Below are 24,327 nucleotides of genomic sequence, written 5' to 3' on the forward strand. Positions count from 1 at the left end.
CGTGAGGGAACCCCGGCGAAGCCGGGGCCGGATGATGGGGCAAGCCTCTTTGGTTTCTTTCTTGGCGACTGAAGAAAGAGACTCGCCCGGGGGGCGAAACCAGAAACATCATCAGAGCTCGGCAATCAGCTGGACTCAAATCCTCTAGCAACACTTAACGCAGACAGAGCCAATGAATTCGCCCCTACAGGGTCTGCGCCTGATGTAGGTCGGGTGCAACCCGACACTGTTGCAAGAAGAACTCGGCGCTAGGCGCTCAAGGCCGGGGCCGAGCGCAGGGGCTGGTCCTGGAAGGCCAGGTCCAGCCAGCGTCGGTAGAACCCTTCCGCCACCTGGTGCAGCGCCTCCACCTTGGCCGGCAGGTCTTTGAGCATGCGCTCCCTGGACTGCTGGCTGGGCTGGGTCTCGTCGAGCAGGTGGGCCCAGTCGGTGAGCCACAGTTGCACCAGTTCCTCGGTCATCTCCGGGTGGCCTTGCAGGGCCAGCACCTTGTCGCCCCAGGAGAAGCCCTGGTTGGGGCACCAGGGGCTGTCGAACAGCCACTGCGCACCGCTGGGCAGGTCGAAGGTATCGCTGTGCCACTGGTAGACCGGGAACTGCATGGGCAGGTGCGCCACCCAGGGGTTGCCCACTGCCAGCGCGCGTTTCTCCAGCGGCTGCCAGCCGATCTCGGTATAGGGCATGCGATGCACCGCCGCCCCCAGCGCCCGTGCCAGCAGCTGGCCGCCGAGGCAGTGGCCGATGATGGGGATGTCCCGCGCGATGAAATGCCGCAGTGCTTCGATTTCTGCCTCGATCCAGGGCAGTGGGTCGTTGACGCTCATCGGCCCGCCCATCACCGCGACCGCGCGCGGGCGATCGAGGTCATGGCCGTCCAGCTCGCCCTGGTCCACGCGCAACACGGTGAAGGCCCGGCCTTGCGCGTCCAGCACGCTCGCGAGATGGCCAGCCGGACAGAAATCGGCATGGGTAAGAATCAGGATATCGGTCATGTCAGCCCTCCGTTTCCGGAGTCTGAGGCAAAGCCCATGCCGAGGTCGAGTCAGGAAAAGGTAAGTTTTTTCAGGCACCTGGAACGACACCGGCCAGCACAGGGCTGGCCGGTGATTACCAGGCGTTGGGGAACTCAGCGCGCAGGCGCGGGGAGTTCCTGGGTCACGCCCCATCCATCCAGGGTCCCGCCGAGGGGCACGACCAGCTCCTCCAGGTCGTGTTCGAAATCGCCGATGCCGGCGTGGGTGGCGTACATCACCTTGCTCACCTGCAGGTGCCAGGCCCCGTCGTCGCGGGGCGACACCTGGGCGTTCAGCCATTCACCGCAGAACTTTCGCGCAGCCATCCGGGCCCGGTCCTCGTCGGGGAAGATGGCGTAGAACTCGATGGGATGGACCCGGGCGAAATCGAAACCGCCCTCTTTCATGCGCCGTAGAACATTGCTGCTGACGTCATCGTGGAAGGTTGTGCTCATGGTAACGACCTCCTCTCTGGCGATTGATGAGTTTCGCTTGTAGACGGCCGAAGGCTTCGGCCTCGCGACGCCTGGCGGCGTCGCCACGGGCGGCCCTGCGGACGCGGGGCACCACCCTGGCCAGCCCCCGTGAAGGAGATGGCCGCTGCTTTTCTCACGCACAACGATCGACTGCATCAAGGTGCAGGTTAGCGTCAGCTCGGCCGGTCTGCCCGCCGCCGAGCGAACTTTCCTTCGCCTGGCACGACGGGCGGCACTTCAGGCACCGTCGGGCGAAACCGCCCGTCGCTCCGCCCGCCCACCGAGGCCGATGGCACCCAGCACCAGGGCCATGCCCAGGGCCTGCCCGGCGTTCAGCCCTTCGCCCAGCAGCAGGCCACCGACCAGCACTGCGCCCACCGGCATCAGCCCGGTGAACAGCCCGGCCACGCTGGCCTGGACCTGGCTGATGCCGCGGTACCAGAGCAGGAAGGACAGCACGCTGGCGCTCAGCGCATAGAACAACACCCAGGCCCAGGTCGCCGGGCTTATCGCCATCCAGTCGAACGCGGGGGCCTGCAACAGTGCCAAGGGCAGGAACAGCGCCAGCCCCGCGAGGTTCACGCCGAAGGCCATGGCCCAGGGATGCAGCGCCAGGGACAGGCGCCGCGAATAGATGGCGAAGATCGCCTCGGCCAGCACTGCGCCCAGCACCAGCGTATTGCCGAGCACGCTGCCGGTACCGCCCTCGCCGCCGCCCAGCAGGTTGAGCAGGGCGATTCCCGCTACCGCCAGGGCGATTGCCAGCGCGCCCTGTGCGCCGATCCGCTCGCGCAGCCAGAACCAGGCCAGCAGCGCCACCACGCTCGGCGTCGCGCTGGTGATGATGCCCGCACTGGTGGCACTGGTGTGCTGCACGCCATAGAGCATGAACAGGCTGAACAGGAAGCAGCCGAAGAACGCCTGCAGGAACAGCCCCTTGCCGGCCGTGGCATCCAGCCCCCGGCGCACCCTGGTCGACACCATGCCCGGCGCCAGCACCAGGGCGGCGATGAGAAAACGCAGGCAGGCGAAGACGAACAGCGGCACCTCGGCCAGCACCAGCTTGCCGATGGCGATATTGCCGCCGACCAGCAGCATGGACAGGGCGAGACAGGCGTAGGCGAACCAGGGGGTCATGGAAAGCGTCCTTGCGGGGCGCACCAGGGAGGTGCGGCCGGCCAGACTATACGCTGCCGACTCACGCGCAAAGCCACCCGGAGATGCCTGTCCAGCGGAGCCCCGCCTGCGCGGGGATGACCGCGTGCATGGAAGCCTGCGCAGGCACCGTCACCCTCGCGGAAGCGGGGGCCCACCGGATGTCGGCTGCAGCCATGAACCCGTCGGCCGCCCTACTCCCGGCTCAGCCGGCCCATGATCAGCCGGCTGACCCACGGCGGCGACACCTGCCCGGACCAGTACATCAGCTTGAACAGCAGGCTGATGGGCCGGTGCACGGCGGCGCCATGGGCCTGCTGCCAGGCGGCCTCGGCGATGTCCTCGGCCTTGAGGTTCACCCCGAGGCGGCGCAGGGTCGGCGGTTCGAAGCGCTGGCTCTCGACCATCGGGGTACGCACGAAGGGCGGCATCAGGTCGCCGACACGGATGCCATGGCGCCGCCACTCCAGCTCCAGGGCCTCGGTGAAGCCGCGCACGGCGAACTTGGAGGCGGAGTAGCTGGCCATGTGCGGCGTGCCGTAGAGGCCCGAGGCCGAGCCCATGTTGATCACCTGGGCATCGGCGGTGGTCTTGAGATAGGGGAAGGCCGCGTGGGTCATCTGCACCAGGCCCAGCACGTTCACCGCGAGGATGCGCGCATGCTCGGCCACATCGATCGTCTCGAAGTGGCCGAAGCGCAGCAGGCCCGCGCAGTTGAACAGCAGCCGCAACTGGCCGTCGTGGCGCCCGCAGAAGTCCGCCAGGGCGCCTTCGACGGCGGCCAGGTCGGTGACGTCCAGGGCCTGGTACCAGAGCCCGCCCAGTTCGGTGGAGAGTTCTTCCAGCGGCTGCGGGGCGATGTCCAGCAGGCCCACCGTCCAGCCCTTCTGGTGGAACAGTCGCGCGGTGGCCCGACCGATGCCGGACGCGGCGCCGGTGATGAGGATGTTGTGCATTTCAAGCCCCCTCGCCGCTGCGGGCGTGGATGAAGGCGAGGATGCTGGCCAGCGCCTGGTCAGCGGCACGCAGCATGCCGGCGTGGGCCTGGAACACATGCCACAGCCCCGGGTAGCGCTCCAGGCGCACCGGCACCCCGGCCGCCCGCGCCGCGTCCGCCAGGCGCAGGCTGTCGTTGAGCAGCAGCTCGTCCTCGCCCACCTGCACCAGGATCGGCGGCAGGCCGGCCAGGTCGGCGTAGATCGGCGACAGCCCGGGGTCGCGGCGATCCAGTCCGGCAGGGGCGTAGAGGCTGATGGCCTGTTCCATCCACAGCGGATTGAGCAGCGGGTCGCCGGCCGGCGGCTGGTGCATCTGCTCGCCGCTGAAGTCGGTCACCGGCGACAGCAGCACCAGCCCCGCCGGCTGCGGCAGCCCCTGGCGACCGAGCTCCAGGGCCGTGATCAGGCTGAGGTTGCCCCCGGCGGAATCACCACCGATGAAGATGCGCTCGCTGGAATACCCCTGGGCCAGCAGAGCGCGGTAGGCGGCCACGGCGTCCTGGCGGGCGGCGGGGAACGGGTGTTCGGGCGCCAGGCGGTAGTCCAGCGCACAGACCGACAACCCGCCACGGCGCGCCAGGGTGGCGGTGATGGCACGGTGGGTCGCGGCGGCGCCGATGAGGAAGGCACCGCCATGCAGGTAGAGCAGCACGCTGCCGTTGTCCTGTGCCGGGCGGTGCCATTCGCAGGGCACCCCGCCGAGGCTGTCGCGGCTGCGGGTGACGCCGCGCATCGCCACCGGGGTGGAGGTCAGCGCGCGGATCACCGCCCGCTGCCCGGCGATGGGCATCGGCGGGCGCACCAGGCCCCGGAACAGCACCCGCAAGCCCCCACGCAGCACCGCACGCAACAGCGGCTGGCCGGCATCGGGCGCGGTGAAATCAACGGACGCATTCATAGTGGTCGAGCTCCGGTTGGCGGGTCTGTTGGCGGTAGGTCAGGGTGAAGCCGGGCCAGTTGTTGGTGTTGCGGCCATCGGCGGTCTTGTACCAGCTGTTGCAGCCACGCTCCCACACCGTATGGCGTACGGCGTGCTGCAGCCTGTCGTTGAAGCGGCGCTGCACCTCGGGCTTGAGGTCCATGTAGCGCAGGCCGTCGCGCTGCAGCGCGCGCAGGCACCCGAGCACATAGGCGAACTGGCTTTCCAGCATGTAGAGGATCGAGTTGTGCCCCAGGTTGGTGTTCGGCCCGTAGAGGATGAACAGGTTGGGGAAGCCGCTGACGCTGATGCCCAGGTAGGCTTCGGCGCCCTCGCGCCAGGCCTCGTTGAGGTCGCGGCCACTGCGACCCTGGATGCTCATGGGGGCGAGGAAATCGGTGGCGGCGAAACCGGTGCCATAGATGATCGCGTCCACCTCGCGCTCGCGGCCGTCGGCGGTGAGCACGCCACGCTCGCTGACGCCGGTGATGGCCTGCTCCACCAGCTCGACGTTGTCCCGCGACAGGGCCGGGTAGAAGTCGTTGGAGATGAGGATGCGCTTGCAGCCCAGCGGGTAGTCCGGCTGCAGGCGCCGACGCAGCTCCGGGTCACGGATGCTGCGCGCCAGGTGCAGGTGAAAGCCCAGGCGCATCACCTTCATCAGCGGCGGGAAGACGGTGAAGGCCAGGGCGCGCGCCTCGTGCTGGATGTACTTGAGCAGCCGGTCGACCTTCTGCAGCGCCGGCAGGCGCTTCATCAGCGCCAGCTCCCATGGGCGGTAGGCGCGGTCGGGCTTGGCGATGACGTAGGCGGCGGAGCGCTGGAACAGGTGCAGCTGCGCCACCTGCGGCGCGATCTGCGGCACGAACTGGATGGCGCTGGCGCCGGTGCCGATCACCGCCACGCGCTTGCCGGCCAGGTCGTAGTCGTGGTTCCAGCGCGCCGAGTGAAACACCTCGCCGGTGAAATTCTCGATGCCGGGCAGGCGCGGCATGGCCGGCCGGTTCAGCTGCCCGCAGGCGCTGACCAGGGCACGGGCGCTGAAATGCTCGCCCGTGGTGGTCTCCACCCGCCACAGCGCCGCCGCCTCGTCGAAGCGGGCGCCGGCCACCTCGGTGCCGAAGCGGATGCGCCGGCGCAGGCCGTGGCGCTCGGCGCACTGCTGCTGGTAGGCGTGGATCTCCGCCTGGGGCGCGAACTTGCGCGACCAGTCGAGCTTGGGCTCGAAGGAGAAGGAGTAGAGGTGCGAAGGCACGTCGCAGGCCGCGCCGGGGTAGGTGTTGTCACGCCAGGTACCGCCGAGGTCGGCGGCCTTCTCGAGGATCAGAAAATCCTCGATGCCGCATTGCTGCAGGCGGATGGCCAGGCCGAGGCCACCGAAGCCGGCACCAATGATCAGCACGCGCAGGGGCGCCGGGTGCTGGGGATTGTTGTTCATTGTTTTCTCCCATGCTCGCCGCAACCGTCGGGGACCAGGCCAGCCGAACGTGCGGATGAGAGGATGCTAATGCGCGGCGGCGCACGCTGTTTATGGCATGATCGGACAGCGAATTGTGCTTTTCGGACAGAAATGCCCGTTCAACCGCCAAGGAACGCGACACGACATGCAGGACATTTCCCACTGGCCACCCCGCCGCAGTGCCATCAGCGTGCAGCTGCTCACCCAGTTCGGCCTCGACCACGGGCTCGCCGTGGAGCGTTGCCTGGCCGGTACCGGCCTGGACTGGAACGCCCTGGCCGACCCCGGCGCCGAGGTCGACTCGCAGCAGGAACTGGCCCTGGTGCGCAATATCGTCCAGGCCCTCGGGCACATCCCCGGCATCGGCCTCAAGGCCGGCCGCCGCTACCACCTCAGCACCTATGGCATCTGGGGCTTCGCCCTGCTCAGCAGCCCCACCTACCGCAGTGCCGCCGAACTGGGCCTGCGCTACCTGGATCTGACCTACGCCTTCCACACCATGCGCCTGGAAGAGCACGACGACGAAGCGCACCTGGTGCTGGAGGGGCGCGGCCTGCCCGAGGACCTGCGCGGCTTCCTGCTGGAGCGCGACATCTCCGGGGCCCTAAGCGTGCAGCGCGACCTGAACAATGCCGACCTGCCGCTGCAGCGCGTGAGCCTCGCCCTGCCCGCGCCGGCCGACGCCACGCCCTACCGCGAACTGCTGGGCGTGACGCCGGGCTTCGGCGCACAGGACAATCGCATCGTCTTCGCCCGCGCCCTGCTCGATTTGCCGCTGCCCGGCGCCAACCCGCAGGTGGCGCAGCAGTGCGAAGCCCAGTGCAAGGCACTGCTGGCGCGCCGCAGGGTGCGCGTGGGGCTCGCCGGACGCATCCGCGATCGCCTGCTGTCCCAGCCGGGTCTGCTGCCGGACATGGAGCGCATCGCCAACGAGCTGCACATGACCTCGCGCACCCTGCGTCGCCGCCTGGACGCCGAAGGCACCTCCTTCCGCCAGTTGCAGGAGGAAGTGCGCAACGCCCTGGCCGAGGAACTGCTGGCCACCGTCGGCATCCGACTGGAAGAGATCGCCGAACGCCTCGGCTATGGCGAACTGTCCAACTTCATCCATGCTTTCAAACGCTGGAAGGGCATCACGCCCGGCCAGTACCGCAGCCAACTCCAGCCCCGGAACGCCCTGTCATGAGATACACCCTCGCCCTGCCCCTGCTCCTCGTCGCCGGTCCGCTGCCGGCACAGACCCTGGAAACCCCCGGCTACCGCATCGAAATCATCGAGCAGTGCGAGGAAGGCACCGTCGGCTGCGACGACGTGCTCTACCGCGGCACCAGCAAGAAGAGCGGCAACACCCTGGAACTCAAGGGCCGCCAGCTCATGCGCCTGTGTGCCGATGGCGTCACCCCCTGCCAAGCCCTGGGCTACGAGTTCAACAACGGCGATACCCGCTACGTCGTCGGCGAAGACGGCCACCTGAGCGTGACCCGGGGCGAGCGCACGCTGGTGGACCAGCAAGGCGAGTGGCGCTGATGCCCGCCCAGGAGGACTACCCGGTGGTCCCGGCCGAGCCCCATCACCTGGCGGTGCTGGCCGAGATCGAGCGCGCCGCCGCCAGCCTGTTCCCGGAGGGCACCATTCCCGAACTCCTGCGCGAGGCGACCGTGCCCCAGGCGCTGCTGGCGCAGGGGCAGGCCGAAGGCCGCCTGTGGGTGGCACAGGAGGGCGGCGGCATGGCCGTGGGCTTCGCCCTGGTGGAGGTGCTCGGCGGCATCGCCCTGCTGGCGGAACTGGACGTGCTGCCTTCCCTGGGCCGTCGCGGCATCGGCCGTCGCCTGATCGCCGCCGCCCGCGACTGGGCCGAGGCACGCGGCCACGATGCGCTGTACCTGACCACCTTCGCCGACATCCCCTGGAACGCCCCCTACTACGCCCGGCTCGGTTTCCGCCCGCTGGAGGAAGCCGAGCTGCACGACGAGCTGATCCGCCGCCTCAAGGAGGAAAAGGCCTTCGGCCTGGCCGACCGCGTGGCCATGCAACTGCGCCTCGGCCCGGTGATCCCCGCACCCGTCTCGTAGGATGGCGTAGAGCGCAGCGAAACCCATCAATCCCGAGCCCGAACCCACGCCACCGACCACCACAGCATGGGTTTCGCCAAGCTCTACCCATCCTACGCGCGCCCTATACGTCCCCTAACATCGCCCCGCGAGCCGCCCTGCGGTCGTTGCTTTCCCGCCCAAGCGGGGCTTGGCTGATATCAGGAGCCGCAACATTTTGTGACACCGGCAGTCAATCCAAGGACAGGCCCGGCCCGCCCCCCGTTCGAGGGCGCGGGCCGCAACTCCTTCCAGAACGAGTGCCCAGCCCCATGAGCAGTACGACCGAACATCTCGATAGCCCCCATCCGCACTACAGCTTCGAAGAACGCCGCAAACGCGTGTTCGCGATAGTCGGCGCCTCTTCCGGCAACCTGGTGGAATGGTTCGACTTCTACGTCTACGCCTTCTGCTCCATCTATTTCGCCCCGGCCTTCTTCCCCTCCGACGACCCGACCGTGCAGTTGCTGAACACCGCCGGCGTGTTCGCCGCCGGCTTCCTCATGCGCCCCATCGGCGGCTGGCTGTTCGGCCGCGTGGCCGACAAGTACGGGCGCAAGCGCTCGATGATGATCTCGGTGCTGATGATGTGCGCCGGTTCCCTGGCCATCGCCTGCATGCCCACCTATGCCGCCATCGGTGCCCTGGCGCCGGCGCTGCTGCTGGTGGCGCGGCTGTTCCAGGGGCTGTCGGTGGGCGGTGAGTACGGCACCACGGCCACCTACATGAGCGAGGTGGCGCTCAGGGGCCAGCGCGGCTTCTTCGCCTCCTTCCAGTACGTGACCCTGATCGGCGGGCAGCTGTTGGCAGTGCTGGTGGTGGTGATCCTCCAGCAGTTGCTGAGCGAGGACGAGCTGCGAGCCTGGGGCTGGCGCATCCCCTTCGTGATCGGCGCGGCGACGGCGGTGATCGCCTTCTACCTGCGCCGCTCGCTGAACGAGACCGCCCGCCAGGACCAGTTGCACAGCGAGGAATCCGGCAGCCTGGGCCACCTGTTCCGTCACCACAAGCGCGCCTTCGTCACCGTGCTCGGCTACACCGCCGGCGGCTCGCTGATCTTCTACACCTTCACCACCTACATGCAGAAATACCTGGTCAACAGCGCCGGCATGACCACCAGGACCGCCAGTGCCGTGATGACCTGCGCGCTGTTCGTCTACATGCTCATGCAGCCGCTGTTCGGCGCCCTCTCCGACCGCATCGGCCGGCGCACCTCGATGCTCTGGTTCGGCGCTTTGGGCGCGCTGTGCACCTGGCCGATCCTCACCGCGCTCAAGGGCGTGCAAAGCCCCTACATCGCCTTCGCGCTGATCATCCTGGCCCTGGCCATCGTCAGCCTATACACCTCCATCAGCGGGCTGGTGAAGGCCGAGATGTTCCCGCCGGAAGTCCGCGCCCTGGGCGTTGGCCTGGCGTATGCGGTGGCCAACGCCGTCTTCGGCGGCTCGGCGGAATACGCGGCGCTGGGGCTGAAGTCCATCGGCATGGAGGAGACCTTCTACGGGTACGTCTCGGCCATGATGGTGGTGGCCTTCCTCTTCAGCCTGCGGCTGCCGAAGCAGGCGAGCTACCTGCATCACGATCTGTAGGGGCGACTTCGGTCGCCCAGCAGCCCGCAGGGCTGCCCCGCCCACATCAGGGCAACGCCGTTGCCCGTGGGCGAATGAATTGGCCCCTACGGGTTTTATGCCGCCACGGTGTCCTTCGCGAGCCCATTTCGCGGTTGAAACCGCTCCCGCAGGGAGGGTCCTCTGGCCCATCGAGCGGGCACAAAAAAGGCCCCTCGCGGGGCCTTTTGCGTGGCACTGGACTCAGTCGTTGCTCGGCTTGCCGATGGCCTGCAGCACGTACTGCGGCAGGGCGAAGGCGCCGAGGTGGATCTCGGGGTTGTAGTAGCGGGTGACGATGCCGCTGCCGGCGAAGCGCTGGCGCAGGGTTTCCAGGGAGACCTTGCGCGACGCGGGGTCGGTGGCGCCCCAGGCGAAGGTCATGGCACCGCCGATGTAGGTGGGTACGGCCGCCTGGTAGAAGTGCCAGTCGGCGAACAGGCCGTTCATGCGGCCGGCGGTGGTCTGCACCTCGCCCAGTTGCATGAAGGGCGTGCCGTTCTGGGTGACCAGGATGCCGCCTTCGTTCAGGCAGCGGCGGCAGGCCTGGTAGAAGTTCTCGGAGAACAGCACTTCGCCCGGCCCGATCGGGTCGGTGGAGTCGGAGATGATCACGTCGAACTTCTCCTCGGTGCTGGCGACGAAGCGCATGCCGTCGTCGATCACCAGGTTCAGTCGCGGGTCGTCATAGGCGCCCCTGGAGTGGTTGGGCAGGAACTCCTTGCACATCTCCACCACCGTGCCGTCGATCTCGACCATGGTGATGCTCTCGACGCTCTTGTGCTTGCGCACCTCGCGCAGCATGCCGCCGTCGCCACCGCCGATGATCAGCACGCGCCGCGCGGCGCCGTGGGCGAGGATGGGCACGTGGGTGAGCATCTCGTGATAGATGAACTCGTCCGCCTCGGTGGTCTGGATCACGCCGTCCAGGGCCATTACGCGGCCCATGCGCGGGTTCTCGAAGATCACCAGGTGCTGGTGCTCGGTGCGCACTTCGTGGAGCAGCTTGTCCATGCGAAAACGCTGGCCGTAGCCTTCGTAGAGAGTTTCCTGGTAGTCGCTCATGAGGGGTCTCCCGTGATGGCTGCAGGTGGGTGGGCGGCTGGCCCGGGCCCGTCCGAAGAAAAGGCGCGCATTCTACGATGGCCCGGGTTTCAGGTCGAACCGTGAAGCGGGGGAATTCGATGATCAGTTTCCGAGAGACAGCCGCCACGACCGACGGTATCGTCGCGCCATGAACGCATCCCTCCCCGCCGCCACCGGCCTGCACCTGCCCTACATCGAACCCTGGAGCTGGGAGCAGTTCCTGCGCCACTTCGCCCTGCGCCGCCTGCCCGGCGTCGAGCGCATCGACGCCGCCAGCTACTGCCGCAGCTTCCGCCTCGGCGAGCTGCACGGCTGGTTTCGCGTGCGCCCCGGTGCCGGGCACCTCGCCCTGGAGCTGAGCCCCTCGTGCCTCGGCCGTGAAGCGGAGCTGGTGGCGCGGGTGCGGCAGATGTTCGACCTCGACAGCGACCCCCTGGCCATCGCCCGGCACCTGTGCGGCGACCCGCAGCTGCAACCCCTGCTGGAACGCTACCCCGGCCTGCGCCTGCCGGTGGCGTTCGACCCCTTCGAGCAGGGCGTGCGCACCATCATCGGCCAGCAGGTGACGGTGAAGGCGGCGGTGACCATCGCCGGGCGCCTGGTGGAGCGCCTTGGCGAGCCCCTGGCGGATTCCCCCGACGACGGTCCGCTGCGCCTGTTCCCCACCGCCCGCGCCATCGCCGACGACGCGCTGCCCGGCATCGGCATGCCCGGCAAGCGGGTGGAGACGCTGCGCCGCTTCGCCGACGCGGTGGCTTCCGGTGCCCTGGAACTCTCGGTGGCCGAGGGCGTCGAAGCGCTCATCGCGCGGCTCTGCGCCCTGCCCGGCATCGGCCCCTGGACCGCCGAATACATCGCCCTGCGTGCCTTCGGCCAGCCGGATGCCTTCCCCACCGCCGACCTGGGCCTGCTCAAGTCGCCGTTCTGGGGCGATGCGGGCATCAGCGCCAAGGCCCTGGCCAGCCGCGCCGAACACTGGCGGCCCTGGCGCGCCTACGCCGCCGTGTACCTCTGGCACAGCTACGCATCGGAGAATTGATCCATGTACTTCCGCTATCAGGACAGCCCCATAGGCCCACTGCTGCTGGCCGGCGACGAGGCCGGGCTGCGCCTGCTGCACATGGAGACCGAACGGCCCACGGAGCTGGACCCGCTCTGGCACCCGGCCACCCGCCAGCTCGATGCGGCCTGCCGCCAGCTGGACGAATACTTCGCCGGCAAGCGCAAGCGCTTCGACCTGCAACTGGCGCCCCAGGGCACCGAGTTCCAGCGCGCCGCCTGGCAGGCACTGCTGGAGATCCCCTACGGCCAGACCATCAGCTACGCCACCCAGGCCCTGCGCATCGGCCGGCCCAAGGCGGTGCGCGCCATCGGCCTGGCCAACGGCGCCAACCCCATCGCGGTGATCATCCCCTGCCACCGGGTCATCGGCCGCGACGGCAGCCTGACCGGGTTCGGCGGAGGGCTGGAGCGCAAGGCCATCCTCTTGCGCCTGGAAGGCGCGGCGATGCAGCCGGTGCAGGATCAGCTGCAGCTCATCTGAGCCCCGTTTCGCTCCAGCGCCGGGAGCGCCAGGGCCTAGCGCGGCGCGGGCACCCGTGCCAGCACCCGCGCCGGCTCGGTGATGGGCAGCGCGACGATCAGGGCTTCATCCGGCGCCGCCGGGACTCCGGTCAGGGCCGTCATGTTCACCCCATGGGTCACCAGTACCAGCGGCAGGCCGCGCGGCAGCGCGTTGATGGCCTGGCGCATGCGCTGCATGACGGCGGTATCCCCCTCGAAGTAGTCCAGCTCGGGCATCGGCTGCGAGGCGCCCATGCCCATTTCCAGGGCGGTGTCCTGGGTGCGGCACCAGCGCCCGGTGAAGATGCGCGGCCCCTCGATCCAGTGGCTGCGCAACAGCTGGCCCCACTGCTGGGCCTGGTAGCGTCCGCCACCGTCGAGGTTGCGCTGGGTGGTGCAGTCGCCAAGGCGGAAGGTGTCGGGGTCGCCCGCTCCCGGCGCGGTGGCGTGGTGCATGAGGAACACCGCCTGGCCACTGCGCAGCGCGGCCCAGGCGGCATCCTCGTAGGCGTGGGCCGGCAGCGCCAGGCAGGCCCCGAGCAGCAGCCAGGCGCCACGGCGGAGGTTCATATCCTCACATCGCCACGGGGGCCGGCGATGGCCCAGATGATCAGGCCGATAACCGGCAGCAGCACGATCAGCAGGATCCACAGCACCTTCATGCCGATCTCGGCGTTGCTCTTGATGACGTTGAGGATGGCCCAGATGTCGAGTGCGAGGATGATCAGCCCGGCCAGGCTGTTGAGGATCGAACCCATGGCGTTGCTCCTTGTTGCGGGGGTTGTGAGTGCAGGATAGGTGAGGCTGGATCAACGGTGCTGGCGACGCGGTCCCATCCAGGCCCAGTTGAACAGCCCGAGCAGCGGGAACAGCAGCAACAATGCGGTCCAGAGGACCTTCTGCTCGCGCCGCGCGCCGCTGCCCAGCACGTTGAACAGGGCCCAGGCGGTGAGCAGCAGGTACAGCGTGCCCAGCGTGGCGTAGAGGGTCATCGCGTGTTGGCTCATGGCGGGCTCCGGCAGGGTGGCTCTCCAGTGTTAGGACACGGGCGCCGGCCAGGGTTCCCGTCGCCGATCACGCGAGGCGCGGCGGATGGCCTACAATTCGCGCCTTTCCCGAGAATTCAGGACGCACGCGTGCTCAAGGCCTTGCGCTTTCATCTCAATCAGCTCGCCTGGCTGGCCCTGGTCACCCTGGTGCTTGGCCAGTTCGGCCGCCTGCACTGGGGCCTGGAGCTGCTCAGCCACTTCGTGCCGATCCAGGCCGTGGTGATGCTGCTCGGGGCCGCCGTGCAGCCGCGCAATGCCTCATCGTTGCTGTTCGCGCTCTGTGGGCTGGGCGCCCTGGGCTGGGCCCTGACCCCCTTGCCCGCCGAGCCCCTGGCGACGGATGCGCCCACGCGGCGCTTCCTGGCCTTCAACCTGAAGCTGGACAACGCGGATGCCGCCGCCGATGCCCGCTGGCTGGCGGAACAGAAGGCGGACCTGATCTTCGTCAGCGAGGCCACGCCCACCTGGTCGGAGCAACTGACCGCGCTGCGCCCATTCGAGGCCTGCGCCCGCTACAGCGATTCGCCCTTCGGCCTGGCGCTGTTCTCGCGCCTGCCACTGAAAAGCTGCCAGGTGCTGGAGCTCACCGGCCCTGCTGCCGGCTACCCCTACCTGCGCGCGGAGCTGGAGGACGGCACGGTGCTCTACGGCGTGCACCCGCCGCCGCCGCTGGGCACGCAACTGGCGCTGGCGCGTGACGAGTCGCTGCGGCAGCTGGCCGAGCGCGTGGCTTCCGAAGGGCCGGACGTGGTCGTGCTGGGGGACTTCAACAGCACGGCCTATTCACCGCGCCTGCAGGACTTCCTCGCCACCGCCGGGCTGCGCCTGACCAGCCCGCGCATCCGCCCCACCTGGTGGCCGGGCATGCTCGGGCTGGATCACATCCTGGTGCGCGGCGAGCGGCCGGTACGCGCGGTGGGCACCCTGCCCTGGCGCGGCTCGGATCACCGCGCGGTGTGGCTGGACCAGTAGGCCCCGGGGCGGCTCAGGCGCGCGCCGGGTCGATCACGGCGAAGCTGGCCACGGTGGGATGGCCGGCGAGCTCACCGCCTTCGCGGGCCAGGCCGATGGTGGGCATGCCGGCCTGCTGCGCGGCGTCCAGCTCCTGCACCACGTCGGAGAGGAAGAGGATGTCCTCGGCCGGGCGCCCGATGGCCTCGGCGATGCGTGCATAGGAGGCCGCCTCGCGCTTGGGTCCGGAGGTGGTGTCGAAATAGCCGGAGAACAGCGGCGTCAGGTCGCCCGCCTCGGAGCAGCCGAAGATCAGCTTCTGTGCCTGGATCGAGCCGGAGGAATAGACATAGAGGTCGTAGCCGTCCTGCTTCCAGCGCTTCAGCGCATCCACCGCGTCCGGATAGACGTGGCCCTTGAGCTGGCCGGCGGCATAGCCCTGCTCCCAGACCATCCCCTGCAGCGCCTTCAATGGCGTGGCCTTGCGGTCTTCGGCGATCCAGCCGAGGAGGATCTCCACCACCCGTTGCACATCGGCGCCCGCCTCGCCGCTCTCCGCGCGCACCGCCTGCAGCTGCTCGGCGACATCCGCCCGCTCGGCGTGGGCCAGGACGAACTCCGGCAGGTGGCGGGCGGCATAGGGGAAGAGCACGTCGAAGACGAAGCTGACGGCGCTGGTGGTGCCTTCGATGTCGGTGAGGATGGCTTTGATGGGCATGCAGGCTCCGATGTTTCGATGTTCAGTGGACCCCACCCTTTCAGGTGCCCCACAGGCAGAGGCGATCAGGCTGCGGCTCTGGGCGTCGGGGCGAACGCAGGGTGGGCGTAGGGTGGGCTTCAGCCCACCGATGGGGTTTGCACGCTCAATCCTCCAACCGCGGGAACCGGCTGGCGATCTCCTCGCCGGTGAACTGCGCCACCCAGCCCTCGGGGTTGTTGAACAGGCGGATGGCGACGAAGTGCGGCTCCTCGCCCATGTCGAACCAGTGGCGGGTGCCGGCGGGCACCGAGATCAGGTCGTTCTTCTCGCACAGCACGGCGTAGACGTAGTCGTCGATGTGCAGGGTGAACAGGCCGCGCCCGGCGACGAAGAAGCGTACTTCGTCCTCGGCGTGGCGGTGCTCGTCGAGGAACTTGGCACGCAGCTCGGCCTTCTGCGGGTGGTCGCGGTCGAGGCTGACCACGTCCACCGTCACGTAGCCGCGCTCCTGCATCAGGGCGTCGATCTGCGGGCGGTAGGCGGCGATCACCTCCTCCTGGGACGCGCCGGCGGTGATCGGCGCACTGGCCTGCCAGCGCTCGAAACGCACGCCGACATCGGCGAGGGTGCTGGCGATGTCGTCGACATGGGTCAGCATCTTGTTCGGAACCTCGGGGCTGGACTCGTGATAGACGGTAAGGCTGCTCATCGGGGCTGCTCCTGGCGCCGCGCTCCCGCTCTGGGGCGGGTCGGGCGGACGCTCGATCGGTCATGCATCTTCGGTGGAAGGAAGCGTCAGGGTTTGTGGAGGGCGCGAACCTTCAGCTCGCACTCGAACAGGAACTCGAAGGCTTCGACCTGGCGCAGCGCGTCGCTCATGCGTGGGCCCCAGGTGTAGAGGCCGTGGCCACGGATCAGGTAGCCGACGCAGTCGGGGTGTGCGTCCAGCCAGGGCTGCACCTTGGCCGCCAGGCGGGCGATGTCCTGGTCGTTGTCGAAGATCGGCACCAGCACTTGCGACTCGTGGGTGGAGACGCCGCTGAAGGCCTTCTGCAGTTCGTAGTCGGCGAACACCAGGGAGTCGGCCAGGGTCAGGCGCGAGAGCACCGTGGCATTGACCGAATGGGTGTGCAGCACGGCGCCGATCTCCGGCTTCCAGCGGTACAGCTGGGTGTGCAGCAGGGTCTCGGCGGAAGGCTTCTTGCCGGGCTCCTGGCTGATGCCGTCGAGGTCGGTGGCCAGCACGTCGTCCTCGCCGAGCTGGCCCTTGTGCTTGCCGGAGACGGTCAGCAGCGCCTGGTCGGCCGACAGCCGCGCCGAGTAGTTGCTGCTGGTGGCCGGGGACCAGCCGCGACCATAGAGGAAGCGGCCGGCCTCGATGATTTCACGGGTGAGTGTTTGGCGGTTCATGCCCGCTCCTCTTTCAATTGAGTGGCAATGATAACGGCAGCGGCCATGGCGGCCAGGCTGGCGATGACGAAGGTCCAGGAGGCGCCCAGGCTGTTCCAGCTGTAACCGGAGTACAGGGCTCCGAGCGCGCCGCCGGTGCCGGCGAGGGCTGCGTAGAGCGCCTGGCCCTGGCCTTGCTGCTGCGGGCCGAACTGGCGTTGCACGAAATGGATGGCCGCCGCATGGAAGCTGCCGAAGGTCGCCGCATGGAGCACCTGGGCGAACAGCAGCACCGCGAGGTTGTCGGCGAGATGCCCCAGCAGCAGCCAGCGCAACGCGGCGAGCAGGAAGCTCGCGGCCAGCACCTGGCGAACCGGGAAGCGCGAGAGGATGCGCGCCATCGCCAGGAACATCAAGACCTCCGCCACCACGCCCAGCGCCCACAGCTGGCCGATGAAGCCGCGCGGGTAGCCGAGGCTTTCCAGGTAGATGGTCTGGAAGGTGTAGTACGGGCCGTGGGACAGCTGCATCAACCCCACGCACAGGTAGAACGCCAGCACCCCGGGTTGCCGCAGCTGGTCGAGGAAGCCGCCGCTGGCGCCCCCCTCCCGGGCCACTGGCGTGGCATTGGGCACCCACCAGCTGCTGAGCACGATGCCGGCCATGATGACCACCAGCGCCACCGGGTAGACGTCCAGGCTGAACACCTCGAACGCCTTGCCCAGGCCGACCACGGTGAGGATGAAGCCGATGGAGCCCCACAGGCGGATCTGGCTGTAGCGCGCCGCCTGCTCCTTGAGGTGCGCCAGGGTGATCACTTCGAACTGCGGCAGCACCGCATGCCAGAAGAAGGCGTGCAGGGCCATGATCATCGCCAGCCAGGCGTAGCTCTTGTCGACGAAGATCAGCGCGAAGGTGCACAGGGTGCAGAGCGCGCCCAACCGCACGATGGCCAGGCGCCGGCCGCTGCGGTCGCCCAGCCAGCCCCAGAGGTTGGGTGCCACGCAGCGCATCAGCATGGGGATGGCCACCAGCTCGCCGATGCGCGCGGCGGAGAAGCCCAGGTGGGCGAAGTAGAGCCCGAGGAAGGGCGCCGTGGCGCCCAGCAGGGCGAAGTAGAACAGGTAGAAGCCGGACAGCCGCCAGTACGGCAGCGCGCCGCCGGTCACAGCTGGCCGAGCACCGGGGTGGTGACGCGCACATCGGCGTTCTGCCCGCGATGGCGCAGCAGGTGGTCCATCAGCACGATGGCCATCATGGCTTCGGCGATGGGCGTGGCACGGATGCCGACGCAGGGGTCGTGGCGGCCCTTGGTGATCACGTCCACCGGGTTGCCGTCGACGTCGATGGAGCGGCCCGGCGTGGTGATGCTGGAGGTGGGCTTGAGCGCCAGGTGAGCGACGATCGGCTGACCCGAGGAAATGCCGCCGAGGATGCCGCCGGCGTTGTTGCTGAGGAAGCCTTCCGGGGTCAGCTCGTCGCGGTGCTCGGTGCCACGCTGGGCGACGCACGCGAAGCCGGCGCCGATCTCCACGCCCTTCACCGCGTTGATGCTCATCAGCGCGTGGGCCAGTTCCGCGTCCAGGCGATCGAAGATCGGCTCGCCCAGGCCCGGCGGCACGCCTTCGGCGACGACGGTGATCTTGGCGCCGACGGAATCCTGGTCACGGCGCAGCTGGTCCATGTAGGCCTCCAGCTCCGGCACCTTGTCCGGGTCGGGGCTGAAGAAGGCGTTCTGCTCCACCGAGTCCCAGGTCTTGAAGGGGATCTCGATGGGGCCGAGCTGGCTCATGTAGCCGCGGATGCGGATGCCCTGCCCGGCCAGCCACTTCTTGGCGATGGCGCCGGCGGCGACGCGCATGGCGGTCTCGCGCGCCGAGGAACGGCCGCCGCCGCGGTAGTCGCGGACGCCGTACTTGTGGTGGTAGGTGTAGTCGGCGTGGGCCGGGCGGAACAGGTCCTTGATCGCCGAGTAGTCCTTGGACTTCTGGTCGGTGTTGCGGATCAGCAGGCCGATGGAGCAGCCGGTGGTGCGGCCTTCGAAGACGCCGGAGAGGATTTCCACCTCGTCGGCTTCCTGGCGCTGGGTGGTGTGGCGGCTGGTGCCCGGCTTGCGGCGGTCGAGGTCACGCTGCAGGTCCTCCAGGGAAAGCTCCAGCCCGGGCGGGCAGCCGTCGACGATGGCGACCAGCGCCGGGCCGTGGCTTTCGCCAGCCGTGGTGACGGTGAACAGCTTGCCGTAGGTGTTGCCGGACATGCACAGTGCTCCGCTGAAATGGGCCTCGAAGAAAGGCCGAGGAGTATACCTGCGGCGCCCGGCCAGTTCACCCACGAACCTTGCGCCGGCGCCGGCGTCAAAGCCACGTCGCCGTACCCGGAACCCTTCATGCCACGCTTCCTCCCCTTACTTGCCCTCCTCTTCCTGGCCTTCACCGGTAGCGCCCTGGCCAGCCCCTGGACCGTCCTGCAGCGCCCCATCGAGCTGGAGACCGCCAGCGGCACCCTGCACGGCACCCTGCTGCGGCCCAAGAGCGAGGCGCCGGTGCCGGTGGCGCTGCTGCTGGCCGGCTCCGGCCCGACGGACCGCAACGGCAACAACCCCATGGGCGGGCGCAACGACAGCCTGAAGAAGCTCGCCGAGCTGCTGGCACGCAACGGCATCGCCAGCGTGCGCTACGACAAGCGCGGCATCGCCGCGAGCCGGGCCGCCGGCCCCGACGAGCGGCAACTGAGCGTCGACCTCTATGTGGCCGATGCGGTGGCCTGGGGCCGCACGCTGAAGGCCGACCCACGCTTCTCGCGCCTGGTGCTGATCGGCCACAGCGAGGGCGCGCTGATCGCCAGCCTGGCCGCGCCAGATGCCGGCGCCGATGCGCTGGTCTCCATCGCCGGCAGCGCCCGCCCCATCGACCAGGTGCTGCAGGAGCAACTGCAACGGCGCCTGCCGTCCCCACTGCTGGCACGCAGCAACGAAATCCTCGCCAGCCTCAGGGCCGGGCATCAGGTGCCGGGCGTGCCCAAGCCGTTGCTGGTGCTCTACCGCCCCAGCGTGCAGCCCTACCTCATCTCGCTCTTCGCCAAGGACCCGGCCGCCGCCTTCGCCGCCGTGCGGGTGCCGGCGCTGATCGTCCAGGGCACCCACGACAGCCAGGTGGAGGTGGCTGACGCCCGTGCCCTGCAGGCGATCCGCCCGGATGCCGAGCTGGCGATAATCCCGGGCATGGACCACGTCCTGCGCATCACCCCGGCGGATGCCCGCGACCCGCTCGCCACCTATAATTCCCCCGGCCTGCCCCTGGCCCGCGAGCTCGGCGAACGCCTGATCGCCTTCATCGAACGCCTGCCCTCCAGCGACGGGAAAAGCGGCCGATAAGGGTCAGGTCAGCGCGCCGCCACTGGGCCGCTGCACTCCGCCACAGGATTGTGCTCGATGACCGACAGCGAAACCGAACAGCAGGAAACCACCGAACCGACGCCGCAGCCGCACCCCTGGGCCGACCTGCCGCCGGAGCGTTTCCAGCTGCTGCGCCTGGCGCCCCTGCCCACCGATCGCCAGACCGGTGCGCGGCCGCTGCGTTTCGTCCAGCTCGGCGAGGTGGAGCGCCACAGCACCGACCAGAGCGTGTTGCACCTGAGCCTGCACCTGCCCGGGCAGCGCGTGCGCAAGGAGCAGAACCTGTTCGAGGTCTGGGCCGACCACCGCCTGAAGGAAGTGCGCTTCGGCGCCGACAGCGGCCTTCAGCTGGAGCCGCAGAACCGCGGCCTCGGCCGCTTCCTGCTGGCACGCGGCATCGGCTGGGCGCGGCGTCACTGGCCGCACTACAAGGTCGAGGGCGGTGCCCTGGCAGCCAAGGACGCCGTAGCCGAAGACTTCCGCCTGCGCCGCGACCACTTCCTCAAGGCACAGGGCTTCGAAGTCGCCTACCTCGATGCGCTGCAGTTGAAGGCCGAGTACCGCGCCGGTCGCGTCAGCGAGCTGCACGAGGACTGGAACCGGGAGAAGGTGCAGGTCGTCGACATGCTCGACGCCGCCGCCATGCTCCAGCAGGCCGACCACAACCTGCACCAGCAGGAGATCGAGATCCGCAAGCTGCAGGAGCGGGTCGACGCCTTCCAGCGCGAAGACAGCGGCCTGCGCTTCACCATCGCCTGCCTGGTGGTGTTCGCGGTGTTCCAGGCGGGGCTGCTGATCTGGATCGCCACGCATTGAGCCTGCGCGCGCCCCACACGCGCCACGGGAGGCACTGCCCCTAGGTCGGGTGCACCCCGACAGGGCCGTTGCCTCTCTTGCGCGGGCTCCACCCGCCCACGGCCCCCCCAAAATGCCCAGGCATGAAAAAGCCCGTCGCCTGGCGGGGACGGGCTTCGGGGCTTGGCGTTGTTCAGCCGTTCAGGCGCGAGCGGAACAGCGCCTGGTGCTCCCGGCACTGGCTGGCACTGAGCAGGAACACGCCGTGGCCGCCGTGGCTGAACTCCAGCCAGGTGAAGTCCACTTCCGGATACAGCGCCTCGACATGCACCTGGCTGTTGCCGACCTCGACGATCAGCGTGCCGCGCTCGGTGAGGTGGTCGGCGGCCTCGGCCAGCATGCGGCGCACCAGGTCCAGCCCGTCGTCGCCGCAGGCCAGGCCCATGGCCGGCTCGTGCTGGAACTCCTCGGGCATGTCGGCGAAATCCTCGGCGTCCACATAGGGCGGGTTGGACAGGATCAGGTCGAAGCGCTGCCCCGGAAGGCCATCGAAGCCATCGCCCTGGACGGTGAAGACGCGGTCTTCCAGGTCATGCCGCTCGATGTTCAGGTTGGCCACTTCCAGCGCGTCGAAGGACAGGTCGGCCAGCACCACCTCGGCATCCGGGAAGGCGTGGGCAACGGCGATGCCGATGCAGCCGGAGCCGGTGCACAGGTCCAGGATGCGGGCAGGGTCCGCGGCCAGCCAGGGCTCGAAGCCCTGCTGGATCAGTTCGGCGATGGGCGAGCGCGGCACCAGCACACGCTCGTCCACCACGAAAGGCATGCCGCAGAACCAGGCCTCGCCCAGCAGGTAGGCCACCGGCACGCGCTCGAGGATGCGGCGGCGCAACAGCGCCTGGACGTGGGCACGCTCGTCGTCTTCCAGGCGGCAGTCGAGGTAACTGTCGGCCACCTCGTAGGGCAGGTGCAGGGCGCCGAGTACCAACTGGCGCGCCTCGTCCCAGGCGTTGTCAGTGCCATGACCGAAGAACAGGTTTTCCGCATGGAAACGGCTGACCGCCCAGCGGATGTGATCGCGCAGGGTGCGCAAGCGGGATTCGGACACGAAGGACGACCTCAGACAAGAACGGACAGGCGATTCTACACCCGTCGGCTCATGGCCGGCGACGCGGCGGCTGCCCGATGTCCTCGCGCCGTTCACGACGCAGTTCGCGCATCACCGCGATGGCCACGGCCAGGGCGAAGAGCAACCAGAAATAAGCGGGGACTTCAGAGAAATCGGGCATGGGCAGCTCCTTCTGCGGGGGACTTCGCATCCTGCGAAACGCATCGATGGTGCACGGCCGTACCGGGATCGACAAGTAGGATGCGCGACATGGTTCACTTATCGCGCCGCTCGGCGGACAATGGGCGGCACAGCCGTACCGGAGATCCGCATGTCCGCCCCCAAATCCATGTTCCAACTGAGTGGCCGTGGTTACCCGCCCGCCAGCCTGAACAACGCCACCCTGGTGATCATCGACGCGCAGGAGGAGTACCGCAGCGGCGTCCTCGCCTTGCCCGGCCTGGACGCCGCGCTCGAGGAGATCGCCACCCTGCTGGCGGCCGCCCGCGCCATCGGCAGCGCCGTGGTCCACGTCAAACACCTGGGGGTGCCCGGCGGCCTGCTCGACCCTCAGGGCGAACGCGGCCAGCACCTCCCCGAAGTCGCTCCGCTGCCGGGCGAGATCGTGGTCGAGAAGCGCCTGCCCAATGCCTTCGCCGGCACCGAACTGCATGACCGCCTGCAGGACATCGGCCATCTGGACCTCGTCGTCTGCGGCTTCATGACCCATTCCAGCGTCAGCACCACTGTGCGCGCCGCCAAGGACTACGGCTACCGTTGCACCCTGGTCGCCGCCGCCTGCGCCACCCGCGACCTGCCCACCACCGACGGCGGCGTGATCAGCGCCGAAGACATGCACCGCGTCGAAGTCATCGCCCTCGCCGACAACTTCGCCAGCGTGGTGCCCCACGCACGCGCCCTGGCCTGAACCTGAGCGCTGAACATCTCGCGACATCCAATCGGGCGCATGACCGGAACCACGCCGACATGCGCCGGTCATACGCCCGATTGCAACAGAGGACGTCCGGATGAAGTTATCCGATGGTTTCGATGCCCGCCGCCTGCGCCCCCGTGGCCCGGGCAGCTGGCGCTGGCGCTTCGCTGCGGCCCTGGCCGCCCTGATCGCCAGCTTCGGCATCCTGCTGGCCATGGCCGGCACCGCCACCCTGCTCGGTCGCCCGCCGGCCCTCGGTACGCTCAATGACAGCACCGGTTCCGCCGTGGTGCTCCTGGTCATCGGCCTGGTGTTCCTCTGGCTCGGCGTCGCCGGTTGGCGCATCGCCCGCCGCCGCTCCCGCCGTCGCAACGACCTGAGCCTCTCTCCCGGGCTGATGAAGAAGCGCGACTGACGCCCGCCCCCCTCTGTTGGTTAAACTAGGCCTCCTTCGTGGAGGCCCTATGCAAGACGACGACTTTTCCCTGTTCACCAACGAGATGCGCGGCGTGAAGCGCATCCAGAACGACCGTGCGGAAACCGGCAAGCCGAAGGCCGACCGCAAACAGGTCGCCAGCCTGCGCCAGAATGCGACCCAGATAACCGAATCGACCAAGGTGGACGGCCTCTCCGACCTGTTCGTCATCGACGTCGGCGCCGAGGACGAACTGCACTGGGCCCGCGACGGCGTGCAGGAAGGCCAGATGCGCAAGCTCAAGCTCGGCCAGATCGGCTTCGAAGGCAGCCTCGACCTGCACGGCATGACCGTCGAGAAAGCCCGCGAAACCCTCTGGGACTTCCTCGCCGAAGCGGCGAAGTTCGAGATCCGCTGCGTGCGCATCACCCATGGCAAGGCCGCGCGCCTGGACGGCAAGCGCCCGCTGATCAAGAGCCACGTCAACACCTGGCTGCGCCAGCACCCGCAAGTGCTCGGCTTCACCTCCTGCCTGCCGCGCCACGGTGGCACCGGCGCGCTCTACGTGATGCTGCGCCGCACCATGCTCGAAGGCCGCGACGAGTAGTCAGCGCGGGAAGCGCGGCACGCCCGCCTCCCGCTCCACGCCGGTGCCGTTCACCACGAACGACACCGCGTGGTAGAAGCCGACCAGCGTCAGGCACTCGATCAGTTGCGCGTCGCTGAAGTACGTGGCCAGCCGCCGCCACAGCCCCTCCTCCACCCGCGCCGAGCGGTTCAGGCCATCGGCCAGTTCCATCAGCGCCAGTTCGGCCGCGCTCCACAGTGACGGCTCAGGCCGTTCGCTGCAGCTGTCCGCCACCTGCTCCGCGCTGAACCCCGCGCGCTCGGCGAAGAAGGCCACGTGAACGCCCCATTCGTATTCGGCGCCGCACCGGGCGGTGGTGCGCAGGATCAATACCTCGCGCTCACGCAGGCTGATGCTGCCGGGGTCGAGCAGGCCTCCCGCGATCAAGCGCTGCAACACGCGGGGGTTGTGCGCCATGCTGCGGAACAGCTTCAGCGGCGGCACGCCGGGCGGCATCACCTTGTCGAAGGCGGCCTGTACCGCCGGGTCATAGGGGGCTTCGAGGGGCTGGATACGCGCAGTGCTCATGGCCGAATCTCCTGTCGGGCTGTTACGCTACGCAAAACGTAGCAGCAAAGCCTTTCGCCTGCTACTAAAA

At 68.7% G+C, this 24,327-nt stretch carries 30 protein-coding genes; 12 read left to right on the plus strand and 18 right to left on the minus strand.

Annotated features, from left to right (window positions below):
• Nucleotides 1–248 precede the first annotated feature (248 nt).
• The 6 genes from ACYJSS_RS27940 to ACYJSS_RS27965 form a co-directional block, all read right to left on the minus strand.
• Nucleotides 249–992: a type 1 glutamine amidotransferase gene (locus ACYJSS_RS27940; protein ID WP_111264286.1), complete on the minus strand. Its 744-nt coding sequence runs from the start codon at nt 990–992 to the stop codon at nt 249–251.
• Between the two features lie 134 nt (nt 993–1,126).
• Nucleotides 1,127–1,468 (minus strand): ribonuclease E inhibitor RraB, encoded by a 342-nt coding sequence (locus ACYJSS_RS27945; RefSeq protein WP_111264287.1) that lies wholly within the window; start codon nt 1,466–1,468, stop codon nt 1,127–1,129.
• 258 nt (nt 1,469–1,726) lie between these two features.
• Nucleotides 1,727–2,626, minus strand: coding sequence for a DMT family transporter (locus ACYJSS_RS27950; protein ID WP_111264288.1), 900 nt, complete (start codon nt 2,624–2,626; stop codon nt 1,727–1,729).
• Between the two features lie 212 nt (nt 2,627–2,838).
• Nucleotides 2,839–3,600 carry an SDR family oxidoreductase gene (locus tag ACYJSS_RS27955; RefSeq protein WP_111264289.1) on the minus strand — a complete coding sequence of 254 codons (762 nt, stop codon included), beginning with the start codon at nt 3,598–3,600 and terminating at the stop codon, nt 2,839–2,841.
• A gap of 1 nt (nt 3,601) precedes the next feature.
• Nucleotides 3,602–4,540, minus strand: a complete 939-nt coding sequence (locus tag ACYJSS_RS27960) for an alpha/beta hydrolase (RefSeq protein ID WP_236206221.1) — start codon at nt 4,538–4,540, stop codon at nt 3,602–3,604.
• Nucleotides 4,524–5,999, minus strand: coding sequence for a flavin-containing monooxygenase (locus tag ACYJSS_RS27965; protein WP_111264291.1), 1,476 nt, complete (start codon nt 5,997–5,999; stop codon nt 4,524–4,526). Before ACYJSS_RS27965 ends, ACYJSS_RS27960 begins: the two co-directional genes overlap by 17 nt.
• 166 nt (nt 6,000–6,165) lie before the next feature.
• Here ACYJSS_RS27965 and ACYJSS_RS27970 point away from each other — a divergent pair, with 166 nt between their 5' ends.
• The 4 genes from ACYJSS_RS27970 to ACYJSS_RS27985 all read left to right on the plus strand — a co-directional run bounded on the left by ACYJSS_RS27970 (nt 6,166) and on the right by ACYJSS_RS27985 (nt 9,699).
• Nucleotides 6,166–7,206 (plus strand): AraC family transcriptional regulator, encoded by a 1,041-nt coding sequence (locus ACYJSS_RS27970; RefSeq protein ID WP_236206220.1) that lies wholly within the window; start codon nt 6,166–6,168, stop codon nt 7,204–7,206.
• The gene (locus ACYJSS_RS27975) at nt 7,203–7,547 is read left to right on the plus strand and encodes a hypothetical protein (protein ID WP_236206219.1); all 345 of its coding nucleotides are present in this window, start codon (nt 7,203–7,205) and stop codon (nt 7,545–7,547) included. The genes ACYJSS_RS27970 and ACYJSS_RS27975 overlap by 4 nt, the downstream gene beginning before the upstream one ends.
• A complete protein-coding gene (locus ACYJSS_RS27980; protein WP_236206218.1) occupies nt 7,547–8,092 on the plus strand; it encodes a GNAT family N-acetyltransferase in 546 nt (181 codons plus the stop codon). Before ACYJSS_RS27975 ends, ACYJSS_RS27980 begins: the two co-directional genes overlap by 1 nt.
• A gap of 290 nt (nt 8,093–8,382) precedes the next feature.
• Nucleotides 8,383–9,699 carry an MFS family transporter gene (locus ACYJSS_RS27985; RefSeq protein ID WP_236206217.1) on the plus strand — a complete coding sequence of 439 codons (1,317 nt, stop codon included), beginning with the start codon at nt 8,383–8,385 and terminating at the stop codon, nt 9,697–9,699.
• A 222-nt stretch (nt 9,700–9,921) separates the two neighbouring features.
• Here the strand turns inward: ACYJSS_RS27985 and speE are convergent, their stop codons facing one another.
• Nucleotides 9,922–10,782, minus strand: a complete 861-nt coding sequence (gene speE, locus ACYJSS_RS27990; protein ID WP_111264075.1) for a polyamine aminopropyltransferase — start codon at nt 10,780–10,782, stop codon at nt 9,922–9,924.
• Between the two features lie 169 nt (nt 10,783–10,951).
• Here speE and ACYJSS_RS27995 point away from each other — a divergent pair, with 169 nt between their 5' ends.
• The gene (locus tag ACYJSS_RS27995; RefSeq protein WP_236206216.1) at nt 10,952–11,842 is read left to right on the plus strand and encodes a DNA-3-methyladenine glycosylase family protein; all 891 of its coding nucleotides are present in this window, start codon (nt 10,952–10,954) and stop codon (nt 11,840–11,842) included.
• Nucleotides 11,843–11,845: 3 nt separating this feature from the next.
• The gene (locus tag ACYJSS_RS28000; protein WP_236206215.1) at nt 11,846–12,346 is read left to right on the plus strand and encodes a methylated-DNA--[protein]-cysteine S-methyltransferase; all 501 of its coding nucleotides are present in this window, start codon (nt 11,846–11,848) and stop codon (nt 12,344–12,346) included.
• 35 nt (nt 12,347–12,381) lie between these two features.
• Here ACYJSS_RS28000 and ACYJSS_RS28005 read toward each other — a convergent pair whose 3' ends face one another.
• From ACYJSS_RS28005 to ACYJSS_RS28015, 3 genes are read right to left on the minus strand one after another with little or no spacing between them, the layout of a single operon-like run.
• Nucleotides 12,382–12,936, minus strand: coding sequence for a histidine phosphatase family protein (locus tag ACYJSS_RS28005; protein WP_236206214.1), 555 nt, complete (start codon nt 12,934–12,936; stop codon nt 12,382–12,384).
• On the minus strand, nt 12,933–13,124 hold the full coding sequence (locus ACYJSS_RS28010; RefSeq protein ID WP_111264079.1) for a PLDc N-terminal domain-containing protein: 192 nt from the start codon (nt 13,122–13,124) through the stop codon (nt 12,933–12,935). The genes ACYJSS_RS28005 and ACYJSS_RS28010 overlap by 4 nt, the downstream gene beginning before the upstream one ends.
• 51 nt (nt 13,125–13,175) lie before the next feature.
• A complete protein-coding gene (locus ACYJSS_RS28015) occupies nt 13,176–13,373 on the minus strand; it encodes a PLDc N-terminal domain-containing protein (RefSeq protein WP_236206213.1) in 198 nt (65 codons plus the stop codon).
• Nucleotides 13,374–13,502: 129 nt separating this feature from the next.
• Here ACYJSS_RS28015 and ACYJSS_RS28020 point away from each other — a divergent pair, with 129 nt between their 5' ends.
• Nucleotides 13,503–14,387, plus strand: a complete 885-nt coding sequence (locus ACYJSS_RS28020) for an endonuclease/exonuclease/phosphatase family protein (RefSeq protein ID WP_111264080.1) — start codon at nt 13,503–13,505, stop codon at nt 14,385–14,387.
• A gap of 13 nt (nt 14,388–14,400) precedes the next feature.
• Here ACYJSS_RS28020 and mtnC read toward each other — a convergent pair whose 3' ends face one another.
• From mtnC to aroC, 5 genes are all read right to left on the minus strand, one after another.
• Complete coding sequence (gene mtnC / locus ACYJSS_RS28025) at nt 14,401–15,084, minus strand: acireductone synthase (protein ID WP_111264081.1); 684 nt, start codon at nt 15,082–15,084, stop codon at nt 14,401–14,403.
• 145 nt (nt 15,085–15,229) lie between these two features.
• Entirely contained in the window at nt 15,230–15,775 is a 546-nt protein-coding gene (locus ACYJSS_RS28030) for a 1,2-dihydroxy-3-keto-5-methylthiopentene dioxygenase (protein ID WP_111264082.1), read from the minus strand.
• 86 nt (nt 15,776–15,861) lie between these two features.
• Entirely contained in the window at nt 15,862–16,476 is a 615-nt protein-coding gene (locus tag ACYJSS_RS28035; protein WP_111264083.1) for a methylthioribulose 1-phosphate dehydratase, read from the minus strand.
• On the minus strand, nt 16,473–17,624 hold the full coding sequence (locus ACYJSS_RS28040; RefSeq protein ID WP_069560487.1) for an MFS transporter: 1,152 nt from the start codon (nt 17,622–17,624) through the stop codon (nt 16,473–16,475). Before ACYJSS_RS28040 ends, ACYJSS_RS28035 begins: the two co-directional genes overlap by 4 nt.
• On the minus strand, nt 17,621–18,712 hold the full coding sequence (aroC, locus tag ACYJSS_RS28045; RefSeq protein WP_173178359.1) for a chorismate synthase: 1,092 nt from the start codon (nt 18,710–18,712) through the stop codon (nt 17,621–17,623). The genes ACYJSS_RS28040 and aroC overlap by 4 nt, the downstream gene beginning before the upstream one ends.
• 129 nt (nt 18,713–18,841) lie before the next feature.
• On the opposite strand from aroC, the gene ACYJSS_RS28050 reads away from it, so the two are divergent.
• Together ACYJSS_RS28050 and ACYJSS_RS28055 are read left to right on the plus strand one after the other, a co-directional pair.
• Nucleotides 18,842–19,828 (plus strand): alpha/beta hydrolase, encoded by a 987-nt coding sequence (locus ACYJSS_RS28050; protein WP_111264084.1) that lies wholly within the window; start codon nt 18,842–18,844, stop codon nt 19,826–19,828.
• A gap of 57 nt (nt 19,829–19,885) precedes the next feature.
• Nucleotides 19,886–20,665: a hypothetical protein gene (locus ACYJSS_RS28055; protein WP_236206211.1), complete on the plus strand. Its 780-nt coding sequence runs from the start codon at nt 19,886–19,888 to the stop codon at nt 20,663–20,665.
• Nucleotides 20,666–20,837: 172 nt separating this feature from the next.
• On the opposite strand, the gene prmB is transcribed toward ACYJSS_RS28055, so the two are convergent.
• Both prmB and ACYJSS_RS28065 read right to left on the minus strand, forming a co-directional pair.
• Nucleotides 20,838–21,752, minus strand: coding sequence for a 50S ribosomal protein L3 N(5)-glutamine methyltransferase (prmB, locus tag ACYJSS_RS28060; RefSeq protein WP_111264086.1), 915 nt, complete (start codon nt 21,750–21,752; stop codon nt 20,838–20,840).
• Nucleotides 21,753–21,801: 49 nt separating this feature from the next.
• The gene (locus ACYJSS_RS28065) at nt 21,802–21,933 is read right to left on the minus strand and encodes a hypothetical protein (protein WP_256604867.1); all 132 of its coding nucleotides are present in this window, start codon (nt 21,931–21,933) and stop codon (nt 21,802–21,804) included.
• Nucleotides 21,934–22,083: 150 nt separating this feature from the next.
• Here ACYJSS_RS28065 and ACYJSS_RS28070 point away from each other — a divergent pair, with 150 nt between their 5' ends.
• From ACYJSS_RS28070 to ACYJSS_RS28080, 3 genes are all read left to right on the plus strand, one after another.
• Entirely contained in the window at nt 22,084–22,680 is a 597-nt protein-coding gene (locus ACYJSS_RS28070; protein ID WP_111264087.1) for a cysteine hydrolase family protein, read from the plus strand.
• Between the two features lie 100 nt (nt 22,681–22,780).
• A complete protein-coding gene (locus ACYJSS_RS28075) occupies nt 22,781–23,101 on the plus strand; it encodes a hypothetical protein (RefSeq protein ID WP_111264088.1) in 321 nt (106 codons plus the stop codon).
• 49 nt (nt 23,102–23,150) lie between these two features.
• Nucleotides 23,151–23,708: a Smr/MutS family protein gene (locus tag ACYJSS_RS28080; protein ID WP_111264089.1), complete on the plus strand. Its 558-nt coding sequence runs from the start codon at nt 23,151–23,153 to the stop codon at nt 23,706–23,708.
• Here the strand turns inward: ACYJSS_RS28080 and ACYJSS_RS28085 are convergent, their stop codons facing one another.
• On the minus strand, nt 23,709–24,257 hold the full coding sequence (locus ACYJSS_RS28085) for a carboxymuconolactone decarboxylase family protein (protein WP_111264090.1): 549 nt from the start codon (nt 24,255–24,257) through the stop codon (nt 23,709–23,711). It lies immediately after the preceding gene.
• Nucleotides 24,258–24,327 lie beyond the last annotated feature (70 nt).

Source organism: Pseudomonas sp. No.21 (assembly GCF_054558415.1).

What these genes read in the sequence shown, in the direction of transcription:
- ACYJSS_RS27940 (WP_111264286.1), bottom strand. Translation starts at nt 992, where the DNA reads ATGACCGATATCCTGATTCTTACCCATGCCGATTTCTGTCCGGCTGGC.
- ACYJSS_RS27945 (WP_111264287.1), bottom strand. Translation starts at nt 1,468, where the DNA reads ATGAGCACAACCTTCCACGATGACGTCAGCAGCAATGTTCTACGGCGC.
- ACYJSS_RS27950 (WP_111264288.1), bottom strand. Translation starts at nt 2,626, where the DNA reads ATGACCCCCTGGTTCGCCTACGCCTGTCTCGCCCTGTCCATGCTGCTG.
- ACYJSS_RS27955 (WP_111264289.1), bottom strand. Translation starts at nt 3,600, where the DNA reads ATGCACAACATCCTCATCACCGGCGCCGCGTCCGGCATCGGTCGGGCC.
- ACYJSS_RS27960 (WP_236206221.1), bottom strand. Translation starts at nt 4,540, where the DNA reads ATGAATGCGTCCGTTGATTTCACCGCGCCCGATGCCGGCCAGCCGCTG.
- ACYJSS_RS27965 (WP_111264291.1), bottom strand. Translation starts at nt 5,999, where the DNA reads ATGAACAACAATCCCCAGCACCCGGCGCCCCTGCGCGTGCTGATCATT.
- ACYJSS_RS27970 (WP_236206220.1), top strand. Translation starts at nt 6,166, where the DNA reads ATGCAGGACATTTCCCACTGGCCACCCCGCCGCAGTGCCATCAGCGTG.
- ACYJSS_RS27975 (WP_236206219.1), top strand. Translation starts at nt 7,203, where the DNA reads ATGAGATACACCCTCGCCCTGCCCCTGCTCCTCGTCGCCGGTCCGCTG.
- ACYJSS_RS27980 (WP_236206218.1), top strand. Translation starts at nt 7,547, where the DNA reads ATGCCCGCCCAGGAGGACTACCCGGTGGTCCCGGCCGAGCCCCATCAC.
- ACYJSS_RS27985 (WP_236206217.1), top strand. Translation starts at nt 8,383, where the DNA reads ATGAGCAGTACGACCGAACATCTCGATAGCCCCCATCCGCACTACAGC.
- speE (WP_111264075.1), bottom strand. Translation starts at nt 10,782, where the DNA reads ATGAGCGACTACCAGGAAACTCTCTACGAAGGCTACGGCCAGCGTTTT.
- ACYJSS_RS27995 (WP_236206216.1), top strand. Translation starts at nt 10,952, where the DNA reads ATGAACGCATCCCTCCCCGCCGCCACCGGCCTGCACCTGCCCTACATC.
- ACYJSS_RS28000 (WP_236206215.1), top strand. Translation starts at nt 11,846, where the DNA reads ATGTACTTCCGCTATCAGGACAGCCCCATAGGCCCACTGCTGCTGGCC.
- ACYJSS_RS28005 (WP_236206214.1), bottom strand. Translation starts at nt 12,936, where the DNA reads ATGAACCTCCGCCGTGGCGCCTGGCTGCTGCTCGGGGCCTGCCTGGCG.
- ACYJSS_RS28010 (WP_111264079.1), bottom strand. Translation starts at nt 13,124, where the DNA reads ATGGGTTCGATCCTCAACAGCCTGGCCGGGCTGATCATCCTCGCACTC.
- ACYJSS_RS28015 (WP_236206213.1), bottom strand. Translation starts at nt 13,373, where the DNA reads ATGAGCCAACACGCGATGACCCTCTACGCCACGCTGGGCACGCTGTAC.
- mtnC (WP_111264081.1), bottom strand. Translation starts at nt 15,084, where the DNA reads ATGCCCATCAAAGCCATCCTCACCGACATCGAAGGCACCACCAGCGCC.
- ACYJSS_RS28030 (WP_111264082.1), bottom strand. Translation starts at nt 15,775, where the DNA reads ATGAGCAGCCTTACCGTCTATCACGAGTCCAGCCCCGAGGTTCCGAAC.
- ACYJSS_RS28035 (WP_111264083.1), bottom strand. Translation starts at nt 16,476, where the DNA reads ATGAACCGCCAAACACTCACCCGTGAAATCATCGAGGCCGGCCGCTTC.
- aroC (WP_173178359.1), bottom strand. Translation starts at nt 18,712, where the DNA reads ATGTCCGGCAACACCTACGGCAAGCTGTTCACCGTCACCACGGCTGGC.
- ACYJSS_RS28050 (WP_111264084.1), top strand. Translation starts at nt 18,842, where the DNA reads ATGCCACGCTTCCTCCCCTTACTTGCCCTCCTCTTCCTGGCCTTCACC.
- ACYJSS_RS28055 (WP_236206211.1), top strand. Translation starts at nt 19,886, where the DNA reads ATGACCGACAGCGAAACCGAACAGCAGGAAACCACCGAACCGACGCCG.
- ACYJSS_RS28065 (WP_256604867.1), bottom strand. Translation starts at nt 21,933, where the DNA reads ATGCCCGATTTCTCTGAAGTCCCCGCTTATTTCTGGTTGCTCTTCGCC.
- ACYJSS_RS28070 (WP_111264087.1), top strand. Translation starts at nt 22,084, where the DNA reads ATGTCCGCCCCCAAATCCATGTTCCAACTGAGTGGCCGTGGTTACCCG.
- ACYJSS_RS28075 (WP_111264088.1), top strand. Translation starts at nt 22,781, where the DNA reads ATGAAGTTATCCGATGGTTTCGATGCCCGCCGCCTGCGCCCCCGTGGC.
- ACYJSS_RS28080 (WP_111264089.1), top strand. Translation starts at nt 23,151, where the DNA reads ATGCAAGACGACGACTTTTCCCTGTTCACCAACGAGATGCGCGGCGTG.
- ACYJSS_RS28085 (WP_111264090.1), bottom strand. Translation starts at nt 24,257, where the DNA reads ATGAGCACTGCGCGTATCCAGCCCCTCGAAGCCCCCTATGACCCGGCG.